This window comes from Paenibacillus sp. SZ31 (genome assembly GCF_012912005.1).
GTDB lineage: Bacteria > Bacillota > Bacilli > Paenibacillales > Paenibacillaceae > Paenibacillus.
The window spans coordinates 1-18,808 of record NZ_JABBEA010000013.1 but is presented as its reverse complement, the minus strand read 5'-3'; the positions used below and the strand labels follow the sequence as shown (position 1 = coordinate 18,808).

General features: G+C 42.6%; 16 protein-coding genes and 1 pseudogene. 6 read left to right on the top strand and 11 right to left on the bottom strand.

Annotated features, from left to right (window positions below):
• Window positions 1–112 precede the first annotated feature (112 nt).
• Window positions 113–3,676 carry an S-layer homology domain-containing protein gene (locus HF638_RS21285; RefSeq protein ID WP_169481970.1) on the bottom strand — a complete coding sequence of 1,188 codons (3,564 nt, stop codon included), beginning with the start codon at window positions 3,674–3,676 and terminating at the stop codon, window positions 113–115.
• Window positions 3,677–4,120: 444 nt separating this feature from the next.
• Between HF638_RS21285 and HF638_RS21280 the strand changes: the two genes are divergently transcribed.
• Together HF638_RS21280 and cysK are read left to right on the top strand one after the other, a co-directional pair.
• Window positions 4,121–4,507, top strand: coding sequence for a YhjD family protein (locus HF638_RS21280; RefSeq protein WP_169481969.1), 387 nt, complete (start codon window positions 4,121–4,123; stop codon window positions 4,505–4,507).
• 213 nt (window positions 4,508–4,720) lie between these two features.
• The gene (gene cysK, locus HF638_RS21275; protein WP_169482087.1) at window positions 4,721–5,662 is read left to right on the top strand and encodes a cysteine synthase A; all 942 of its coding nucleotides are present in this window, start codon (window positions 4,721–4,723) and stop codon (window positions 5,660–5,662) included.
• 482 nt (window positions 5,663–6,144) lie between these two features.
• On the opposite strand, the gene HF638_RS21270 is transcribed toward cysK, so the two are convergent.
• A complete protein-coding gene (locus HF638_RS21270; RefSeq protein ID WP_169481968.1) occupies window positions 6,145–8,127 on the bottom strand; it encodes an ATP-dependent DNA helicase in 1,983 nt (660 codons plus the stop codon).
• Window positions 8,128–8,843: 716 nt separating this feature from the next.
• On the opposite strand from HF638_RS21270, the gene HF638_RS21265 reads away from it, so the two are divergent.
• Entirely contained in the window at window positions 8,844–10,205 is a 1,362-nt protein-coding gene (locus HF638_RS21265) for a right-handed parallel beta-helix repeat-containing protein (protein WP_169481967.1), read from the top strand.
• Window positions 10,206–10,342: 137 nt separating this feature from the next.
• Here HF638_RS21265 and HF638_RS21260 read toward each other — a convergent pair whose 3' ends face one another.
• Together HF638_RS21260 and HF638_RS21255 are read right to left on the bottom strand one after the other, a co-directional pair.
• Entirely contained in the window at window positions 10,343–10,624 is a 282-nt protein-coding gene (locus HF638_RS21260; RefSeq protein WP_169481966.1) for a DUF6809 family protein, read from the bottom strand.
• 546 nt (window positions 10,625–11,170) lie between these two features.
• Window positions 11,171–11,599, bottom strand: coding sequence for a hypothetical protein (locus HF638_RS21255; RefSeq protein WP_169481965.1), 429 nt, complete (start codon window positions 11,597–11,599; stop codon window positions 11,171–11,173).
• Between the two features lie 202 nt (window positions 11,600–11,801).
• Between HF638_RS21255 and HF638_RS21250 the strand changes: the two genes are divergently transcribed.
• Complete coding sequence (locus tag HF638_RS21250) at window positions 11,802–12,482, top strand: DUF4145 domain-containing protein (protein ID WP_169481964.1); 681 nt, start codon at window positions 11,802–11,804, stop codon at window positions 12,480–12,482.
• A 293-nt stretch (window positions 12,483–12,775) separates the two neighbouring features.
• Here HF638_RS21250 and HF638_RS21245 read toward each other — a convergent pair whose 3' ends face one another.
• Both HF638_RS21245 and HF638_RS28825 read right to left on the bottom strand, forming a co-directional pair.
• A complete protein-coding gene (locus tag HF638_RS21245; RefSeq protein ID WP_169481963.1) occupies window positions 12,776–13,489 on the bottom strand; it encodes a hypothetical protein in 714 nt (237 codons plus the stop codon).
• A gap of 42 nt (window positions 13,490–13,531) precedes the next feature.
• Window positions 13,532–13,657, bottom strand: a complete 126-nt coding sequence (locus tag HF638_RS28825) for a hypothetical protein (RefSeq protein ID WP_282435671.1) — start codon at window positions 13,655–13,657, stop codon at window positions 13,532–13,534.
• A 193-nt stretch (window positions 13,658–13,850) separates the two neighbouring features.
• Between HF638_RS28825 and HF638_RS21240 the strand changes: the two genes are divergently transcribed.
• Window positions 13,851–14,114 (top strand): hypothetical protein, encoded by a 264-nt coding sequence (locus HF638_RS21240; protein WP_169481962.1) that lies wholly within the window; start codon window positions 13,851–13,853, stop codon window positions 14,112–14,114.
• A gap of 86 nt (window positions 14,115–14,200) precedes the next feature.
• Entirely contained in the window at window positions 14,201–14,620 is a 420-nt protein-coding gene (locus tag HF638_RS21235; RefSeq protein WP_169481961.1) for a hypothetical protein, read from the top strand.
• 478 nt (window positions 14,621–15,098) lie between these two features.
• Here the strand turns inward: HF638_RS21235 and HF638_RS21230 are convergent, their stop codons facing one another.
• The 5 genes and pseudogenes from HF638_RS21230 to HF638_RS29075 form a co-directional block, all read right to left on the bottom strand.
• Complete coding sequence (locus tag HF638_RS21230) at window positions 15,099–15,257, bottom strand: hypothetical protein (protein ID WP_169481960.1); 159 nt, start codon at window positions 15,255–15,257, stop codon at window positions 15,099–15,101.
• Window positions 15,258–15,448: 191 nt separating this feature from the next.
• Window positions 15,449–16,108 carry a hypothetical protein gene (locus HF638_RS21225; RefSeq protein WP_169481959.1) on the bottom strand — a complete coding sequence of 220 codons (660 nt, stop codon included), beginning with the start codon at window positions 16,106–16,108 and terminating at the stop codon, window positions 15,449–15,451.
• A complete protein-coding gene (locus HF638_RS21220) occupies window positions 16,108–16,707 on the bottom strand; it encodes a hypothetical protein (protein WP_169481958.1) in 600 nt (199 codons plus the stop codon). The genes HF638_RS21225 and HF638_RS21220 overlap by 1 nt, the downstream gene beginning before the upstream one ends.
• Before the next feature lie 4 nt (window positions 16,708–16,711).
• Entirely contained in the window at window positions 16,712–17,515 is an 804-nt protein-coding gene (locus HF638_RS21215; RefSeq protein WP_169481957.1) for a hypothetical protein, read from the bottom strand.
• A gap of 525 nt (window positions 17,516–18,040) precedes the next feature.
• Window positions 18,041–18,256: pseudogene (locus HF638_RS29075) on the bottom strand (terminase B); the annotation flags it as partial.
• Window positions 18,257–18,808 lie beyond the last annotated feature (552 nt).

Here is an 18,808-nt window from a genome sequence, read left to right as displayed (position 1 = left end):
TTTTAATAAGCGTTGATTAGACTTTATTTTTTTCTACAAAAAAACAGGCAACGCATAACCTCGCGCTGCCTGTTTCATTAGTCATTATTTCGTACTTATATGTTGGGGCTGTCTAAATCAGACCAGACTGTTGAAGCAATCTGCGTATAATTACAGCTGTTTCGGCACGTGTAATCGATTGATTCGGAGCAATGGTATCTTTTCCACGTCCTGACACCAGTCCGTTGGAGATGCTGGATGCCACTGCTTCTTTCGCCCAACTTGCTACCTGCTCAGCATCTGCGTAATCAGACCATTGCTGAACGTTCCCGGCAGATGAAGTTGTTTCCATGCCAGTCACTGACATAGCTCGTGCAATGAGTGCCATCGCTTCCTGACGAGTAATCTGTGTCTGTGGTCGGAATGTTCCATCTTCATAACCATCGATTAATCCATAGCTAGCCGCCGTATTCACAGCATCCGCGTACCATTCGCTTCCATTCACGTCTTGGAAAGAGTTAACTCGCTCTTCAAGTTTTACTCCTAATCCACGTACCAGGATGGCAGCGAACTCTGCGCGTGTAACTCCACGGTTCGGTTCAAAGGTTGTGTCCGTGATGCCCTCGATAACCATACGTGAACCCATATCATTCACTTCTGTCTCGGCCCAGTGTTGGGCTACATCAGTGAAGGTATGCGGGTGCCAGATAACGGCATACACACTGTTGGTCAAGCTATTAATCTGTGCATGGTACATCCCATTGACCTGTGTAATTTTTGTGGGTACATGGCGCACAGTTCCTTCTGCATCCACCACAACACCCGTGGTGATTTGGTTAGGATCAACTGTAGCTGGTAATGCAATTGTACGTGATACATAACTATTGAACTTATCCACGCTCACGGATTTGCCATTGAAGGTGGCTGTTACTTTGAAATCAACTAGTGATCCCAGAAGAGTATATCCATTTTGCTGAGCTGCTGATTGCGCTGTCTGTGTGACTGCTGCTGTCGGCTGTGAAATTTCGATTTGCAGTTTGATGTTCTCCAAGGAATTGTCAGAATTCACACCCAGTTGCTGCGCGAGTTGCTCAATATTAACCTGCTGTGCAGGCAATGTGTAAGAGGCAATATCCGTTTGAAGCACCAGTACGGCTTGTTTGTCAGCCATGAGTTTGACGGTCTGCCCCGTCAGTTCACCAATAACCTGATCTCCTTGAGCATTACCAGTCACAGGAATCGTGACAATAGCCTTGTTGCCCTCGGTTTGAAGCTTTTGTGTGATGAGAGTTGCGTCCACTGCAAGGGTTACAACTTTTCGTCCGTTCACTTCAGTAGTAGTCAAAATTCCAGCGTTCTCGGCTTTACCGTTCACGAGTACCTGAGCACCTGTAGTTGGGGGAGTTACGACGGGAGTAGTCACTGGTGTAGCCGCACCACTTCCACCAGAACTGGAACCCCCGGAGCTTCCATTACCACCCGATCCACCTGAGCTATCACTGTTGCGCTTGATATTGAGTGTATATGTTTTCTTGCTTACTCCATCCAATGCAGTCACTTCAATAATAATTGTATTCATGCCACTGACTAACTGCACGACTGTACTATCACCACTAACACTATTAATTTTCACTGTGGATCCAGTTTGATCCGGTTTAACGCTAATTTCAGTCGAGCCAACGGAACTATTGACCATTGCTTCATAAACTTCCACATCAGGATTGAATGTCGGAGTTAATGTGATCGAAGGTAGAGCTATTTCACTCAACTTGGCATTGGTGATGTCAATTCGATTAATGTTGAGTTTATAGTCGTTACTAGTGCCGTCCTCCGCCTGAACATTAATGTTAACAAGGTTTGAGCCGTACACCAGATCCGTAACTGTGTATGTGTATATGCCATCCGTCACGGTTTCACCTGTAGCGCCTGTTACGTGTACGACTTGTTCTTCATTTGCTTTACCTAGAGAGAAGTCTACACTTGTCACGTCAGATTCAACATCTACGCGGTAATCAAGCTCATCTACAGAGAAGTCCGGTGTCAGCTGCCCTGCATTTACCGTAAGGGTGGAGAGTGTTGCTGTAGATGACATCCATTTCGCATAAAGCGTAATATTTTGCGTCAAGTTTGTATTGAAGTCAAAAGGTTGAAGCAGTTGGCTATCCTGATACCAGCCTGAGAACGTGTATCCTGCTTTTTCCGGAGCATCAGGATTTACTACTGAGCTATTGTAGTTCACCTTTTGATTGTCAATCTCGGTTCCGCCATTCGATTCAAAACTAATATTTACATACAGTGGTTGCCACTGTGCATATAACGTAACATCACTATCATTCATGGAGAATGTATCTGCTGCGCTGTAGCTGGTTCCGCTACCATCTGCCGCTGTATTCCATCCCGTGAACTGATAGTCTTCCTTTTCAAGCTCTCCAGAGTTATCTAGGACGGTTACTGCTGCGTCTTTTTGATACTTATTGTTGTCGATGGGAACACTGCCTGTAATTGCACCGTTAGCGTTGTAAGTCACTGAATGTTCTGTAGAGAGTGTCATGACCGTCAGCTTATTACTTTTTGAGTTGTCTATATAAGCTACATAGGGCATTCCATTTGGACCAAAGGCAAGTGAAGTTTCGTTTATTTGACCTGCGGAAAATGGCTTGCCCCCAACCATAGTCCATTGATTTCCATCCAGCTTCATCATAACACCCTGCGGGTCCATGCTATAGTTCACACTATTTCTGAAAGCCGTGTAAGGTACGCCTTGGGGATCAAATGCTAAAGACAGTTTATAAGTCGATCCTGTTGAGAAGCCCACGTTCCCTACCACTTCCCACTGGCTGCCATTCAGTTTCATTACAGTTGCTTTATAACTGTTGAAACCGTCTTGAAACGCAACATAAGGTACATTGTTCGGACCAAATGCAAGTGCAGGATATGATGCCGAGTCTGCTGTAAATGCTGCATTCCCCACATTTTTCCATGAACCACCTGCAAACTGCATGACAGTCAATTTATTATTGGTTGAATCTTTAAAAGCAAAATATGGAATTCCGTTAGCATCAAAAATAAGTTTGGACATCTCTAGTGCAACACCTGTCGTAAATCCGGCAGTCCCAACGGTCTCCCACTGATTTCCATTTAATTTTTTAACTGTCACTTTAGTATCTGCAGCATGATCTCGGTAGGCCACGTAAGGGGTATCATCCGGACTAAAAGCAAGTGTAACGTAAACTGCCGCTCCTGCTGAAAAACCAGCACTACCCACAATCTCCCATTGTTCTCCGTTAAATTTCATAACTGTTGCTTTACTTTCATTATCCCCATCCTGATAAGCTGCGTATGGAGTATTATGAGAATCAAATGCGAGCGATGAGGTGTTATGTATCACGCCAGTAGAGAAACCAGCAGGCCCCACGGTTTGCCATGCTCCAGAAACGTATTTTAGAACCGTTGCTTTCCCGCCATTGTCTCCATCCTTAAACATGGTGTACGGTGTACCTTCCCGATCAAAGACCAACGTAATATTCTCCGCCTGCCCTGATGTAAATCCAACTCCTCCCACATCCACCCATGTTCCACTTGCCGCATAAGCACGTTCTACACCTAACGCCTGAAACCCTGGAATTCCTCCAAAAATTAATGCAGCTACAATCAGCATCGTTATCACTTTTTTAAACCTCAGTAATCTTTTATTCATCACTATCGTCCTTCCACTCATCATATAAAATCCTTGTCCCTCGCGACTTCATCTCCGTCTCAACCTTACAAATCTACTTAAGAGCTACTCAACTACTATGGCTCGTATATCCATCAGACGTACATCCATTGAAATATGTATTTTTTAATTATTTGTACTCCTTTCGATGTGGTTTGAAATTTTAAAGATATTATAACGAGCTACTATAAACAAACTCTAAACAGGGGGAGTAAGTTCTCCTTTTATGTTCTGCATTTCGACTAGGTGAAGTTGCCTATGAGCCTTATTACATAAGGGTTTTCATGTGATTTAAACGGCCTTTAAGAGAGAATGTAAATATTTTCAGGTTGAAACCTGCATGGTTCAGGAATATGCTGACTATAATACAAACAGGAACATTTGTTCTTAATAGAACGATATATTTATGGCTAAGGAAGTGACTATATGGCCTCCTCTTCCACTTCAGCCCCAACGCCTGCGGATGAAGATCATCGTCTGATCAAAGATATGGTTGTGCGTACGCTTTTGCTGGATGTACTGGAACGGGATATTCAAACTCTGGATACACTGCTTCTGAAAATGCCCGAGGTCTATGTCCTGTCGCTGACCCGCATTCAGAATGAAGTACTTAAAGAGATGCTGCGACTGCGCAAACAGATGAGAACCCGTGGAGTAAAAGTCCTGGAGGAAACGAGGGGAAAGGATGGCATTGAAACCGTATATTTGTGTAGGGGTTACATGCAACGGTTCTATATGCTCTGGACATTTGCACGCAATGAGGTCAAAAAAGAGCTGAGTCGCCATCTGCAGATGGATCTGACGCAAACGTGATGAACATGATTTAGCTTGCGTCTTGATCCTGCCGCGAAAAACCGTTCATACTTTCTCCATACAAAAGGGTTGAACGGGTTGACCATGGCATGCTGTGTTCATTAAGATGGAGAAGACATACCCAACCATTCCAATCCGGGAAAAGGATATGTTCTCAATGTCTTATCAATCAAGGAGCTGTACTTTATGGAATCCCATTCGAATTCTTTATCGATGTCACAAAATAATACAAAGCAACATCCTCTTGTAGCAGCAGATGTAACCGAACTGATCGGCCAGACACCTGCCGTTAAACTAAACCGACTCACAGGCAGCGACTCCGCTGACGTATACGTGAAACTGGAATACTTCAACCCAAGTGGTAGCGTCAAAGACCGTGCCGCATACAATCTGATTATTCAGGCTGAACTTGCGGGACACTTGCTACCCGGCGCAACCATTATCGAACCAACCAGTGGCAATACGGGCATAGGTCTTGCGATGAATGCCGCCGCCAAAGGATATAAAGCCATTCTGATCATGCCGGACAACATGTCCAAGGAACGCATCAATATCCTGAAAGCCTATGGCGCAGATGTGGTGCTCACCCCTGCTGCGGAGCGGATGCCAGGTGCGATTCGCAAAGCGAAAGAACTTCAGGCGGACATTCCCGGAAGTTTCATTCCGCAGCAATTCGAAAATCAGGCGAACCCGGACATTCATCGGATCACGACGGCTCCCGAGATTATGCAACAGATGGAAGGCAAGCTGGATGCCTTCATCGCGACGGCGGGAACTGGCGGAACCATTACCGGGACGGGAGAAGAACTGCGCAAGCAGTTACCCGATATCCGTATCTATGCGGTGGAGCCCAAAGGGTCTCCGGTGTTGTCCGGTGGCGAACCCGGACCACACAAGCTCGTCGGTACAAGTCCGGGGTTCATTCCGGACATCCTGAATACCGACGTGTGGGATGCCATCATCCAGGTTTCCGATGAGGATGCACTGGATACGATGCGGCAGCTTGCTGCCCGGGAAGGGCTGTTGCTCGGCCCTTCCTCTGGCGCTTCGGTGTGGGCCTCCCTTCGCATTGCGAAGGAACTGGGGCCGGGGCACCGGGTGCTCTGTATTGCGCCGGATACCGGGGAACGGTATCTGAGCATGGGTATTTTTTAGCACAGCAAGAATCTGTACACACCAAAAAGGGACTCTCCCATAAGTTATGAGCATGACAGAGGCCCTCCCTTATTAGCGCTCATTGGTCATTGGTTCTAATGAACCTGACACGCGCTATTCTCTCCTATTTGCGCAGGTCTGACGTGTAACGAATCATAGCGACGTTATTTCTCCAAATTCGGTCGATTTACAGGCTTAAAAGCTATTTTCGGCGGGATAACATTACTGAGATTCGTTAGAATTCACATCTCTTAATTATCACTCTAATAAGGTGCGGTAGGTTTGTTAGAATGTTGGAGCGAATGGTAGCGAGGTGCGAGGCAAAATCCTCGAAAAAAAGGAAGCGAAGTACATTGAAGGAACCATTAAAATAAAAAAAGCCCTTGCTCACTTACGGATGATGAATCCGCAGAGAACAAGAACTTATTTTGGCAAGAAACCTTATCATCAAAAACAAAGCAAGAACATTTAACGTAAGCTGGTTAGTGTGTCAGGGTTGTCCATTCCACACCTTCAGGGAGCAGAGCCGCAATGCGGTCTTTGGCTTCCTTTTTGGTATACAGCGATTCATCGAGAATGACCGCAGAACCGGAATCCGTGCTTGTCCGAATCAGACGTCCGAGACCTTGCTTCACACGCAAGAGCATATACGGAAGATCGATCTCTTCGTATGGTGCTGCCGACGCACTGCGTTTTGCATTGAAGACAGGGTCCTGTGGTGGATACGGAAGCGACCAGATCATGACATTGGATAATGACGGGCCTGGAACGTCCAGTCCTTCCCACAGATTAACGGAGCACAGCACACTCTCCTCATCCTGCTGGAACGCCGCGATCAGATCACTGATCTCCCGGTCGCCTTCGTACATAAAGCGCAAACCTTCTGCTTCAGGTACATGAACGATGTCCTGCTTGAACGCGCGTAGTTCTTCCATTGTACGGAACAAGATCAGTGCACGGCCCCCACTCTCCTGAAGTAAAGACACTGCATCCCGCATACGATTTTCGTTCTCCGGTTGGCCTGGTACGGCCTCATTGGTAATCTTCATCTGCATTTTGTCCGCGTAGTCATATGGTGAAGCGACGGAGAAGGACACAAAATCATCAATGCCCAGACTGTCCGCCACATAACGGAATGAACTGTCCACAGATAACGTTGCGGAGGAGAACACGATTGGAATACCTGTGTTGAACACACGCTCGTTCAGCATTTCCTTCACGGTGCGCGGCATGATCGATAAGGTCGTCTCGTCTTCACTCTCTTCCGCCCAGCAGATGTAGCCGTCTTCCTTACGGAACAACGCAAGCGCAGACTGAATCATGTCCAGATGTTCTTCGACGACACGCATCTGATAACCATCCAGCGAGAACAATCCGCTCTCAAATACCAATTCTTCGCCGATCGCATCCAGCACACTGGTCAGACGTTCAATCTCACGCAGTAGTGGCGGCTCTACCCGAACTTCTTTCCGTTCCGATCCCGGAATCACCACCGTATACGTATCCAGCAACGCAAACAGTCGCTCACTGCTCTCAATCGCTTCATCCACACACTCCGCCAGGGATTCACGAATCTCTCCTTCTAACAGGCGAGTGACGAGTTCCTCAAAGATGCGGTGTTTCAGCTTGTAGCTCAGTGCGTTCAGGGCTGCTTCTTCCAGCAAATGTCCTTCATCAAATACAACTGAGCTGTGATCAGGCAGGAGTGGCAATTGTCCCTCGCGTTTGCGTGCATCGTAGGTCCACACATGCTCCATGTAATAATCATGGGAACAGATGATAATGTCCTTGGAACGACGATAATGGTCACGCGACAGCGTCAGGCCACAGCGTTGACGTTTTGGACAAACAAAACAATCCTGGAACGGGTCCCAGTTAATTTTGTTCCACTGGCGATCATTCAGATGCGGATACTGTTTGCGGTCACCATACGGATGGAAAGCCTGAAGCGTACCCGGCGTGTTCACAAAATCCGGAAGGCTCTCATGCACTTCTTCAATAACAGGGGCATCCTCATCCGCGAACCGCACCGCACTTAATTTGTTCAGACAGACGTATTGGTCTGGTGATTTACCAAGACGTGCGTCCACTTCCAAATCCAGATGTGCAGCCAGCTTCGCAATATCTCCGCCGGGCTTCACCAGTTGTTCAATCAAGGACTCATCGGCACAGGCGATCACTGCCGGTTTGCCCGTATAACGTGCATAACAGACCGCGTAGAGCAGATAGACTAACGTCTTGCCTGTTCCGACACCGGCCTCCGCCATAATGGTCTTTTTATCTCCATAGGCCCGTTCGAGCTGGTACGCCATAAAAATCTGTTCATCCCGTACCTCGAAGCCGGACTCTGGCAAAATATCGTAAAAAACATCGGCAACCCATTCCCCGAGACGGGATACAAAAGGTTCAGCCGGATCATATGCAAAAGGATAACGTTGTGTAGACAATCCTAGGTCAGCCTCCATTCTTAGACGCGGTCCTCTTTCATTTTCCGTTCAAAAAAGGCCGCAGGGCAAAAGTTAATTATCTCACGCGATGAAGCCGGTGACAAGCTTTTTTTACTGCGCTATATCCCTAGAGCCAGCATGAAGGCAAAAAAATATTCAAATCTATCACCAAGAAAGGAGGTTAACTATGTATCACCATTCTGCACAATCTGAGCATTCCCCAGACGCGGCACCACAGGATAGTACGAACGGATCGGATCGCAAGGCTCACCCCATAACGGACAAACAATGAAAGGGGTCGCTAAAAGTAGTGGAGTACGATTTACTACGTTTACTAAACAGCCTTGGCTATGAAATGGATTAATGCAGCTGCTACCGAGGCTTTTGCATGTATACATGGACACTCTGCTCCATCTATATATAAGCGTCTCCCTTTCCATTGGATTATTGCGAAGTTCATTTCGGTGGATCAAGGGTATGTCTCATGCCTTTTTGTTGGAAAAGAAGGCCTCTCTACGTTCATTTCGGAGGATTGGTCGTTAAATAAGGGCTATCAACTGATGACAGGATTATGCGCCACCTGTGGATCTGACTGCATTTGAAGGTGCAATGCCTGATGTACCCGGCCCTGAAGCTCATGTGATCAAATGATTATTGATGATAACGCTTACAACATTTACCATGAACCTGTGCCACACGAATTCCATATCCCATTTGACCAAGGAGGTCTTGTAATGAAATTATTCCCATCCACATCTACTCATGTCCATGCACGTAATGAACGTTCGCTGAAATCGAAAATGGCCCAGATCTGTCTGAGCGCCGCGTTCCCTCTATTATTGATTGGTGGTGGATCGGCTGGTGCTGAAGAGCTGATCGAGAGCAGCTTGCAAAATCCCTCTGAATCGGTGGCGACTTCGAATATCGCACTTGCTGCTGGTGATCTGTATGTGTCTCCTGGCGGCTCAGCCAGCAATCCGGGAACACTGAACAGCCCTACGTCACTCGCTAACGCATTAACCCAGATCGCCCCAGGCAAGACCATCTATCTGCGCGGCGGCAACTACAGCTTTTCTCAGACTATTACCATTGAACGTGGCAACAGCGGCACATCGAGCCAACGTAAAAACCTCGTGGCGTATGGATCGGAAAAACCGGTCTTTGATTTCTCAGCCCAAGCCTTCGCTTCCACCAATCGTGGACTGCAAATGTTCGGAGACTACTGGTTCGTCAAAGGGCTTGAGGTAAAGGGTGCAGGCGATAACGGCATCTTCATCGGGGGCAGTTACAACCGTCTGGAGCAGATCGAAGCTCATCACAACCGGGATACGGGTATTCAAATGGGACGTTATGCTTCCACTGCCGCCAAGAGTGAATGGCCTGCATATAATGAAGTGATTCGTTCCTACTCCCACAACAACTATGACCCGGATGACGGCGAGGATGCAGACGGTTTTGCAGCAAAACTGACCGTAGGCCCAGGCAACGTCTTCGACGGTTGTATTGCGGCCTATAACGTGGACGATGGCTGGGATCTCTATAGCAAAACGGACACAGGTGCCATCGGCGCGGTTACGATCCGCAACAGCATCGCCTACGCCAATGGCGCAACCGCAGACGGCACCTCTACCTCTAACAGCGATGGTAACGGCTTTAAGCTGGGTGGTGAGAAGATCGCTGTGAACCATATTGTGGAGAACAGCATTGCTTTTAATAATAAAAAGCATGGCTTTACGTACAACAGTAATCCCGGTTCGATTCAGATGAAAAACAACACCTCCTGGAACAATGGTCAAAGCAACTTTGCCTTCGATAAAGGCACCCATATCTTCACCAATAACCTGTCCTTCCAAGGCGGTGCCAGTGACAAAACAAGCGGAACCGACGTCAGCAGCACCAACGTCTGGTGGAAGAACAAAAAGAGCGTCAACGACAAAGGCCTGCTCGCCAGCGCAGCCGACTTTGTCTCCCTCGTACCTTCGGTAACGCGCAGCGCGGACGGAACGCCTGTCTTGGGCAATTTCCTGAAGCTCGCAGGTGGTAGTGATCTGATTGGATCGGGTACGCCATCGGGTAAAAATATTGGTGCTCGGTAGGTTGTAGTTATTGAGATAAAGGAATAATTTAAAAACAAAATCCCCTTCCCCATTCCGCCTAAGCGGTGGTAATGGAGGAGGGGATTTTTGAATTGCTTTGTATTGTCTGCTGGCTTATGAGGTAGATAGATAAATACTCACGGCTTGGCTAAAACCTCAATTATCAGTCTGCCGCCTGTGCGAAAACCTTGCTCAAACGCTGCTTCCACATACATCGACGTGGAATGTCCGATCAAGTCGATCAGTTTCTCCAAAGCATCGTATTCGTTCTCGGTAAGCTGTGTTTTGTAGTCCTGCATCAGGTCCGATATCTGGCGATTGATCTCTTGATATTCAGCTTGCTCAGGATGAATCGACTCGTCCAACCGCAGGTTTCCGTGAAACAAATCTTCGATCAGGTTTGACATATTATCCTTCATGGTAAGGTCACCTCAGGGAGATTGTAACTCAAGAGATGAGGTGTGATGGGGTTTTAGCGGGAAATCCGCTAAAATAACTGCAAGCGTGGCGAGTTATACATCCCAACAGCTATATTGATTAAACTGGCTGATTATCATCAGATCAGCACAGATTATCTTTTAAATCGGACAGATGTAAGAAGGCCGTATCCATCAAAGTGATTCGCCTTGAGTTTTACACCCCCGTTGCTAAATCCTTTCATGCTGAAAGTAAAACCAAAATAGTACCCAAGTAATGAATTCAACCTTTCAAATTTGCTATGGGCGTTTGTCTGTAAGGATCATCCACCAAAAGATCGAACTCTTTATAGATGAATGTCGGCGTATAATCTTTTCGTAATGCCCAGACCATTCTTGACCAGTAAGAGGACTTGGACTCTTAATGTATCGCCAAGGCACCTCTCCTGAACCAAATCGTCGCAGGATCAACTGGTACGATATCAATCACATCTTTACCATTGCTCGTTCAGAACTACTTCACCAGCACAAGCCCACGTACCATAATCATCATCCGCTGAATCGTATTAAGCTTATCAGCGACCTTCCATGCTGATAACAGGAGAGGGAAGTAGAGAATCCCGTCAGTTTTGATTGCATCAAGTGACCTTTGCCCACTCTTACCATCACTCCCACTCTGCTTCTTTGCTGAAATGTAAGTGGCGTGTCTCCCATACGCAGAAAGTTGTAGAGCGCATGCGAAATATCGGGATGAACAGACACAAGAATCTCAAGCAATTCCTCGGCTGTATGGTTTTGGAGTTTGGTCAGATCAATATTATGAGCACTCTGGTACTTTTTCGGGAGCCAATTGAATATATCCCAGCCGTTTGACGATCTTGGCGAGGTCACCATGCCAAAACCCATCATCTGTCGCTTTACAGCAGCCGGAAGAACCGAATTCGCAAATGAAAAAATGGCTTTATGATACCATTTCAATGTTTCACCTCCAGACATAAAAATAGAAGGCAGGAAAAGTTTCCTTACCTTCTACATTTCTTCATACTTCTATGGATTTATAATATCATCGAGTTACTATAGTGTTACTACGGATTTGAAAAAATCTCATAATATTATTTAACACCTCCAATAGTAACAATTGTATAATTAAGAAAAATCCAAAATTGAAAGGAACTAGCATATGAAAAATACATATTTCCCACCAGAACTTTATTCGAAAAAATTCAGTTGTCCACACTACGAAGTTTATACAACTCAAAGTTGGAGTAGCATGTGGTATGGACAACCTGGAAATATAGATGAAGTTAGTTCAATGTACCACTGTATGTGTGACCATTGTCAGAGAATATCATTTTGGTTTCAAGGAAATATGATTCTTCCCTCCCTTTCTTACGCTCCAATGCCTCATGAAGATATGCCAAACTATCTACTTGATGATTACAATGAAGCGAGAGATATTCTAAACACCTCTCCTAGAGGAGCAGCGGCTTTGCTAAGATTGGTTTTAGAAAAACTATTAAAAGAGATTTTAAAAAAATACGATAAAACCAGCCAAAATATTAATAGCGACATAAAATTCCTTGTTTCAGAAGGGCTTCCTTTAAAAATCCAGAAATCACTAGATATTGTTAGGGTTGTCGGGAATAACGCTGTTCATCCCGGACGAATTGATTTGACAGATGACAGCAATACAGCACTCACATTATTCAAATTAATAAATATCATCATTCAAAACCAAATTACGGAACCTGCGGAGATAGAAAGCATATACAATGAAACAATCTCGGAAAACCAACGTCAAAGCATAGAAGAACGTGACTCTAAAGGAATTCTTACAACAGATCAACCTGCTGAAGCTTGATATCTAACACGTGAGATATTCCAGATCTCGAACCATCTGCATATTTATATGTCCAGCCTGTAGGTCACGAACCTGCAGGTTGCTACATTAATCTGATCGATTGGCACGATTGAGTTGGTTTCAACGTTCGGGTGATCATCATATGCATGCATAGGCTCACTCAGACGCTGTTCTCCGCTCTTCAAAGGACTAATCCCTGCAAACAGACGTTCTCATGCTGTGAAACTTAAAACGGCTCATATTCCGTCACATGAAGACAAAGAAAAAAGCACCACGATGGGTGCCTTTGAATATCACTGATTCACTTCAAACATCTCAATTTTATCGTAAGCAATATAATCTTTTCTGCTGTTGAATTTCCCAAGATTATATTTTTTATCAAAGATGTAATACTCCGAACCACTAATTCCACCTTTATTATACCAACTTAAGAAATTGTTTAATTCTGATTCGGAAACTTCATATTCTCTGGTTTGCCCACTAACTAAGTAAATTTCTAATAAGGCAGCACTATTAGTGGGTTCAGGGTCAACTACCACAGGAGGTTCCTCTGTAGAATTGCTTGAATCCGTACCGTAAAGATCTACACCTTTCACCCAACCTTCATCATGACCTAGTTTAGGAAAAATGACTACTTTAGTGACAGATTGATAAGATACACTTACATATGAGGTAGAATCAGTGCTTCGTCCAGTTATTTCTCCTAATAATTCATCGTTTGAGTATATGTACAGTCTTGATCCATTGTTAGCAAAAAAGTAAACCTCTGTTATATCCTTAGGGACACTGAAATTAAAAGAATATTCTGTACCTATTAGGACACCTGCGTAGGTTGTCGGATTGCTATCTGTCCATTCATCAGGAATATTAACTGGACCAGCCTCTACTGGACTCCCTGCTAGTAAACCTGGTTCCCTTTCAGCATCTACTGATCCGTATGAAAAAAATAAGGTCAGAGATACAATAAGTATAGCGCAAGCAATAATTGATTTGTTTTTAAACTTCATGTTAGCCTCCCTTGTTTTTTAGTACACCACATTCTACCTTCTTTATGCATTTTGGTCTACTACAGAATTGCTTAACCCCATCCCATCTGCCCCATACACAACCATAGCATTGCCGCCCTGGTTGCATCTTCGCAACATGGGTACAGGTGGCTCTTTGATTGCTACCAAACGCTGCATACCCTCCCTTCATATTTACAATCTCGACACAAACATAGTCACATATCGGAGTCATTCGTACCCGCCCCCTAGCCCTGGGAAGGACCCATAGAAGTAAAAAAACAATAAATACTATCACTAAAAAATAAATTATTGTGCATATTAATGTTGTTCAACAAATAATAAATAAAGGGAGTTTTACACTATGAACAAAACCGATCCAGTGTTTGGTGCAACTTTAACGTCTGAGAATGATAAGGATATACCTCCAGGATCTACACTTCCAATTGAACTTCCTGCTCCAACTAATGGTCGGCCCTTTTTCTGGGGTTACGAAATACCAGAAGGTAAAAAAGTGTTTCTTTTAAGTCAAGATGTAGTAGGTACTTCAACGTTAAAGCTTAAATTTTATAACTCAGAACCTGCTGGTACTCCATCCATTAATGTTAGAGCCTTTACCAGACAATAAGCACATCACTAGTCTTAATGACAAAATTTATATTGTCTGTGAAGGTCTGCATTAAACAAAAAATAAATTGAAAGAAGAGATAAATTATGCAAACAACTTCTAGAAATGGTCATGGGATTATAAAGCGTAAAAATGATCTTCCTAAAGATGCCCAGAGTTCTAATTTAACGACTATTACGGGACTACGATTATTAAAAAATTTATACTGGACTGCTGAATTCACTGAGTCAGATGGCAAAAAATATTCAGTAAAGGGAATTGAGCTTACTGTACCTTCTGAAACAAAATATATTGCCATGACTCTAGGTGGGCATGACTTTCATTTCGGTCATGATACCTACATCGAGAGACCGTTTGGCCATATAGGGATGTACTATGGAATAAAAAATTGGGATGAAACTACCAACAAAGTAAGTATTGAGGTTTTTTCCATCCTTCGAGATAGCAACGGTGATGACCCTTGGAAAGCAATTGTGGATGTTTCACTATCTTGTTATGGTGATTAGAGAAGCTTTTATACCGATCCCTTGGGGTCGGTATTTTTTATCAATGTAGTCCTTTCAGAATCCCTTTTCTCTGCTCCATACTTGTCGACGCTACTTCCAGTTCCTCATTTTCCAGCAAACCGCAATTTCCTCTTTAATCTCACTATATTTAAATACACGCCGCGAATCCTGCTCAGCAAGAACGTGCTTGTCGGTCATTCACACCTCTTGTCTAACCTTATGTTATGTGGAACGATTTGATCGACTACTGTAGCTGCCTGCACATAGCCCTGCTTCCAGTGAGTACACACAGTGGATGCTTCCTTAGATAACCGTCCCTGGATTTACGCCATCAGCTGTCGTATCCGTGCTCAGCTGCTGTACCTCTATGTTGGTCATAGTTATGTACTTGGTCTTGGTGGTCTTCACAATATCTACCCTCTGTTATGGTTTCCTTATATCCTTGCTTACTACAGAATCGTTTAAGCGGCATGAACACTCAACTCATTTCCTCAAACTTCCGTTTAAGCTCCTTTTGCGTTTCCTCCATCTGTTTGTATGCCTTAACTTGCTGCCGACTAGCATAAATTTGGTATCCATACGAAACAATCGCTGCCAATATCGCCGTATACAGCAAAACGAACAATATATCTCGCATGTCTTTCTCACTCCTAACGAGTTATTCATATCTATATAAAGAACTAACTCGGCAACATTGAATTAAGTTAGTATTATCAAGGATTATTGAGAATAAATTCCCTAGGTTATACACCCTAAAAAAACAAACAACTTTTTTGTGACATCCCCTATTAATTGTCAAATAAAAAACCTACTGATTAACAGTAGGTTTTAAGCAACTTCAATATTATTACTAATCGTAGAAATAAACTCGTTGGATTTCGCTTCTATTATGAACTCAAACACTCCGGCCTTAGGAAATTCTATTTCTAACTTATAAACAAAATATTTATTCAGATGGTTTTGTAAACTTCTATTACGCGAACTGGAAACTGTATATTCAAATTGATTTGCGTACCTTGACGGCAGAACGATATTCCCATCGGCTTTTATGCTTTTCCAACGTTCTTTTGTAATGAGTTTTATGTCAGGTGCCGGTTGAATATCGAAAGGTGTATTTAGAACAACATGAATTTCAATTGGGGAAGAAAAAGATATTATTCCTGATGTTGATGGAAAAACCGCTAAATACATACGATTATCACCACTTTGATTTGTTTGTAATAAGATTTGGGATAGTTTTAATGTAGTGTCATTAAGTTGCTGTTTGGTTTTAACGAGTTGCTCATTTTTACTATCTAGATCTATTTCCTTGGATTCCATGTCAGCATTTTTCTTTTCGTGCTCTCTAATTAAGTTATCAACAATTACTGCATATGCGATGATTGTGACAAGTCCCAATAGATGAAGAGGATTCTTGTATTCTCCTCCCAGTATCGCCCCAAGAACGGCAGCCATAATAACAGCTATAATATTTATTATTCTATACATTAAGAAAAGGCCCCTACAAATTTAGTCAGAGTAATAATATCATTGTTGTTAATCGATACGACTCCGGTTCTTGCTAAAGATATGAAATTGGAATCACTAAGCATTAATAAATAGGAAATTATTAAATTTTTACTTTTAATCTGATCGAGTATAATCTCCCTTTTTACCGATTCATAATTAATTTCCTCTTCATCGTCATCGTATAGTTCTATATTTTTTATAAAACCATTAAGTTTTTCTAATACACTAATAATGACTGTGTTTGTCAATTGGTAACTATTAATCATTATTTCTTCTTTTTCCAAAAATTTCTGAATCACATCAATGTACTTTTCGTTAATAAACTCTAAAAAGACCAAATTGCTTTTATCATCGTAAAAAGCATTTATATATTGATTTACAGGCATATTCATATGATGACCTGATATTTTTGTCCCGAATAAGTATTCATCTTTAAGATTGAATACCACGTGTGTTAAATGATCATCGATTTCAGCAAAATGAAATATACTTATCTCATCATCAGACAAAAATTTAATTAAGTTTTTTGTTTTTCTAAAGTCATTATTTGTATCCACTGAGAATAAAGTGAACTTCATGTCTTCACATCCCATCGGACTCATTTTTGATTCTAATCAGTTCGTTCATTAAATATATCTGGAATATATTTAGATCTACATTATTTCCAAACTCATCTTCATTAATCACTATTCGATGACCGCCTTCTCTATATAACTTTACGTTTATTAAAGAAGGCGTATCTCTATGCCTCTGCTCATAATGAAACGGCATTTCAAAAGCCAAGTGGCACATGTTACCATGATCCTTGTATTCCTCATCAACAAGTGATCTTGAGTCTGTATCAGATGGATCGATTGTATAGGATACTTTTTTTGTTTTGTCTCCATCTTTAAAGATTTGGTCGATTTTTGCTGATGTCCAATGATATTGGCCTTGAATATATCTCAACATTCCATCAGTTATTTTAAAAGATTCTAGTTCTATCGCTATAGATTGAATCATTTCTTTAACGCGTGATTTCGCCTTTTCTTCAGATGTCCAGTCGAACTTAATTATAAGGTTGCCGTCAGATGTCAACTTCACATTAGATTTGCTGAAATATGAATGTTGGACTTTTTCTGTAGTGACATTTCCCTGTTCAACCCTCGCTTGATAATAATAACCAAGGCTACTTTCTGTTGTACAAAAACATTCTAAACAATGTACCCCATCGTATACAAAAGTTGTTATGTTTGTGAATCCTTCACCACTTATTAACCCATTGTGGTTCGGCGATATTCTTTGTTCCATAGTTTCAGTTAATCTAGGTATCGATAAGTTCCCATTCTCATCAAACAGAAACAAATCTAACTGATCCGACATTTTATATATAAATAGAGTAGCCATTTACATGCCCCATTTTCATTACAAGATGAGTTATTCATATTGTAAATAAAACATATATTGGCTATATTGTCCATGATATTTACCATTTCAACCCAATCATATTAAGTTCTTTATACCCATTTCTTTAATCCTATTGATCTTTACAAACCAAAACGGTGTATAGCGCCATCCATCATATCTTGGTCTATTCCAAATATAGCGCATGGTAATATCCTCCCATGAAGGACATGTAAAATATTGGAGTGATCTTAACCCCATTCCTCGCACAGCACCCTTGACGATCCACGTCTAAGGAACGCCTTCCCACAGCGCAGCCGAGTATGCTGCGATAACGGGCAGGCACACCGGAGAGGGTTAACCTCTCTATGTGCCTAGTGTATTGCTGTTTCACCGTCATTCGATTGCCAGATTACCGCCATTTTACTATCACTTTTCAGAAGAGCAAAGCATCCCGCAATCCTTTAGTTTATTGGCACTGCTCTTTATATTATCCCCACTATATGATTGGGATATGGAATCTTCAGTTTATCTTTTTATTGACACACTACTTATTGACGGAAGCATTATAGATTGAGGTGCTCCCAGCAGATATTCACCAAAGGCGAGAACATATGCGTCAGCTCTATCCGGTGACTTGAGACCACGTTTTTTCATGTCCTTCTTGCTTTCAAGGAATATCTTCCCCTTACTGGTCATTGACCATCTCCTTGCGGTCAATTTAGAAGTCAACTTATCATCATTAAGTAATTATAGTACCGCAGATCAATAGTTCATATAATTGCTCATGTGTTCAAAAAGCCCCATAATATACACCCACATCTTCGAGTCTAGGTTTCCATAATGTTAATCCAAATATCACTAAATTTACTAGGTATTTTAATATCCATTAATCGCTCATAATGTTAAATAACGAATATTGGAATGTTATACTTGCTTTACAAAAACTTAATTGCATTAAGTTAATATTTTTCAACTATTCAAAAATTAGAATAAACTGAAATCGTGGTGTAGATTATAGTTTACAGAAGTAGATTCGTAGTATCTTGCATTAAAGTTGATTGGAGGAAAAGATTCATGAATATAGTAATTGAGAAGTTAAAAGATACAGATATTGAAGACTTGTATGAATTCGAAATCGAAAACAGAATTTTTTTCGAGGAAATGGTACCGTCCCGAGGAGATGATTATTACATACCTGAGGTTTTTAAAGTAAGGAATTGGACCTATGTCAAAAAAGTAGACACTACGCTGCGGATTTGTCCGTAAATTTCATCGCAAAACGAGCAGGGGAAA

Coding starts and splice junctions, on each gene's coding strand:
- HF638_RS21260 (WP_169481966.1), bottom strand. CDS start 10,624: ATGAAGGATAATATGTCAAACCTGATCGAAGATTTGTTTCACGGAAAC.
- HF638_RS21265 (WP_169481967.1), top strand. CDS start 8,844: ATGAAATTATTCCCATCCACATCTACTCATGTCCATGCACGTAATGAA.
- HF638_RS21250 (WP_169481964.1), top strand. CDS start 11,802: ATGAAAAATACATATTTCCCACCAGAACTTTATTCGAAAAAATTCAGT.
- HF638_RS21230 (WP_169481960.1), bottom strand. CDS start 15,257: ATGCGAGATATATTGTTCGTTTTGCTGTATACGGCGATATTGGCAGCG.
- HF638_RS21245 (WP_169481963.1), bottom strand. CDS start 13,489: ATGAAGTTTAAAAACAAATCAATTATTGCTTGCGCTATACTTATTGTA.
- HF638_RS21270 (WP_169481968.1), bottom strand. CDS start 8,127: ATGGAGGCTGACCTAGGATTGTCTACACAACGTTATCCTTTTGCATAT.
- cysK (WP_169482087.1), top strand. CDS start 4,721: ATGTCACAAAATAATACAAAGCAACATCCTCTTGTAGCAGCAGATGTA.
- HF638_RS21220 (WP_169481958.1), bottom strand. CDS start 16,707: ATGAAGTTCACTTTATTCTCAGTGGATACAAATAATGACTTTAGAAAA.
- HF638_RS21235 (WP_169481961.1), top strand. CDS start 14,201: ATGCAAACAACTTCTAGAAATGGTCATGGGATTATAAAGCGTAAAAAT.
- HF638_RS21240 (WP_169481962.1), top strand. CDS start 13,851: ATGAACAAAACCGATCCAGTGTTTGGTGCAACTTTAACGTCTGAGAAT.
- HF638_RS21280 (WP_169481969.1), top strand. CDS start 4,121: ATGGCCTCCTCTTCCACTTCAGCCCCAACGCCTGCGGATGAAGATCAT.
- HF638_RS21215 (WP_169481957.1), bottom strand. CDS start 17,515: ATGGCTACTCTATTTATATATAAAATGTCGGATCAGTTAGATTTGTTT.
- HF638_RS21285 (WP_169481970.1), bottom strand. CDS start 3,676: ATGAATAAAAGATTACTGAGGTTTAAAAAAGTGATAACGATGCTGATT.
- HF638_RS21225 (WP_169481959.1), bottom strand. CDS start 16,108: ATGTATAGAATAATAAATATTATAGCTGTTATTATGGCTGCCGTTCTT.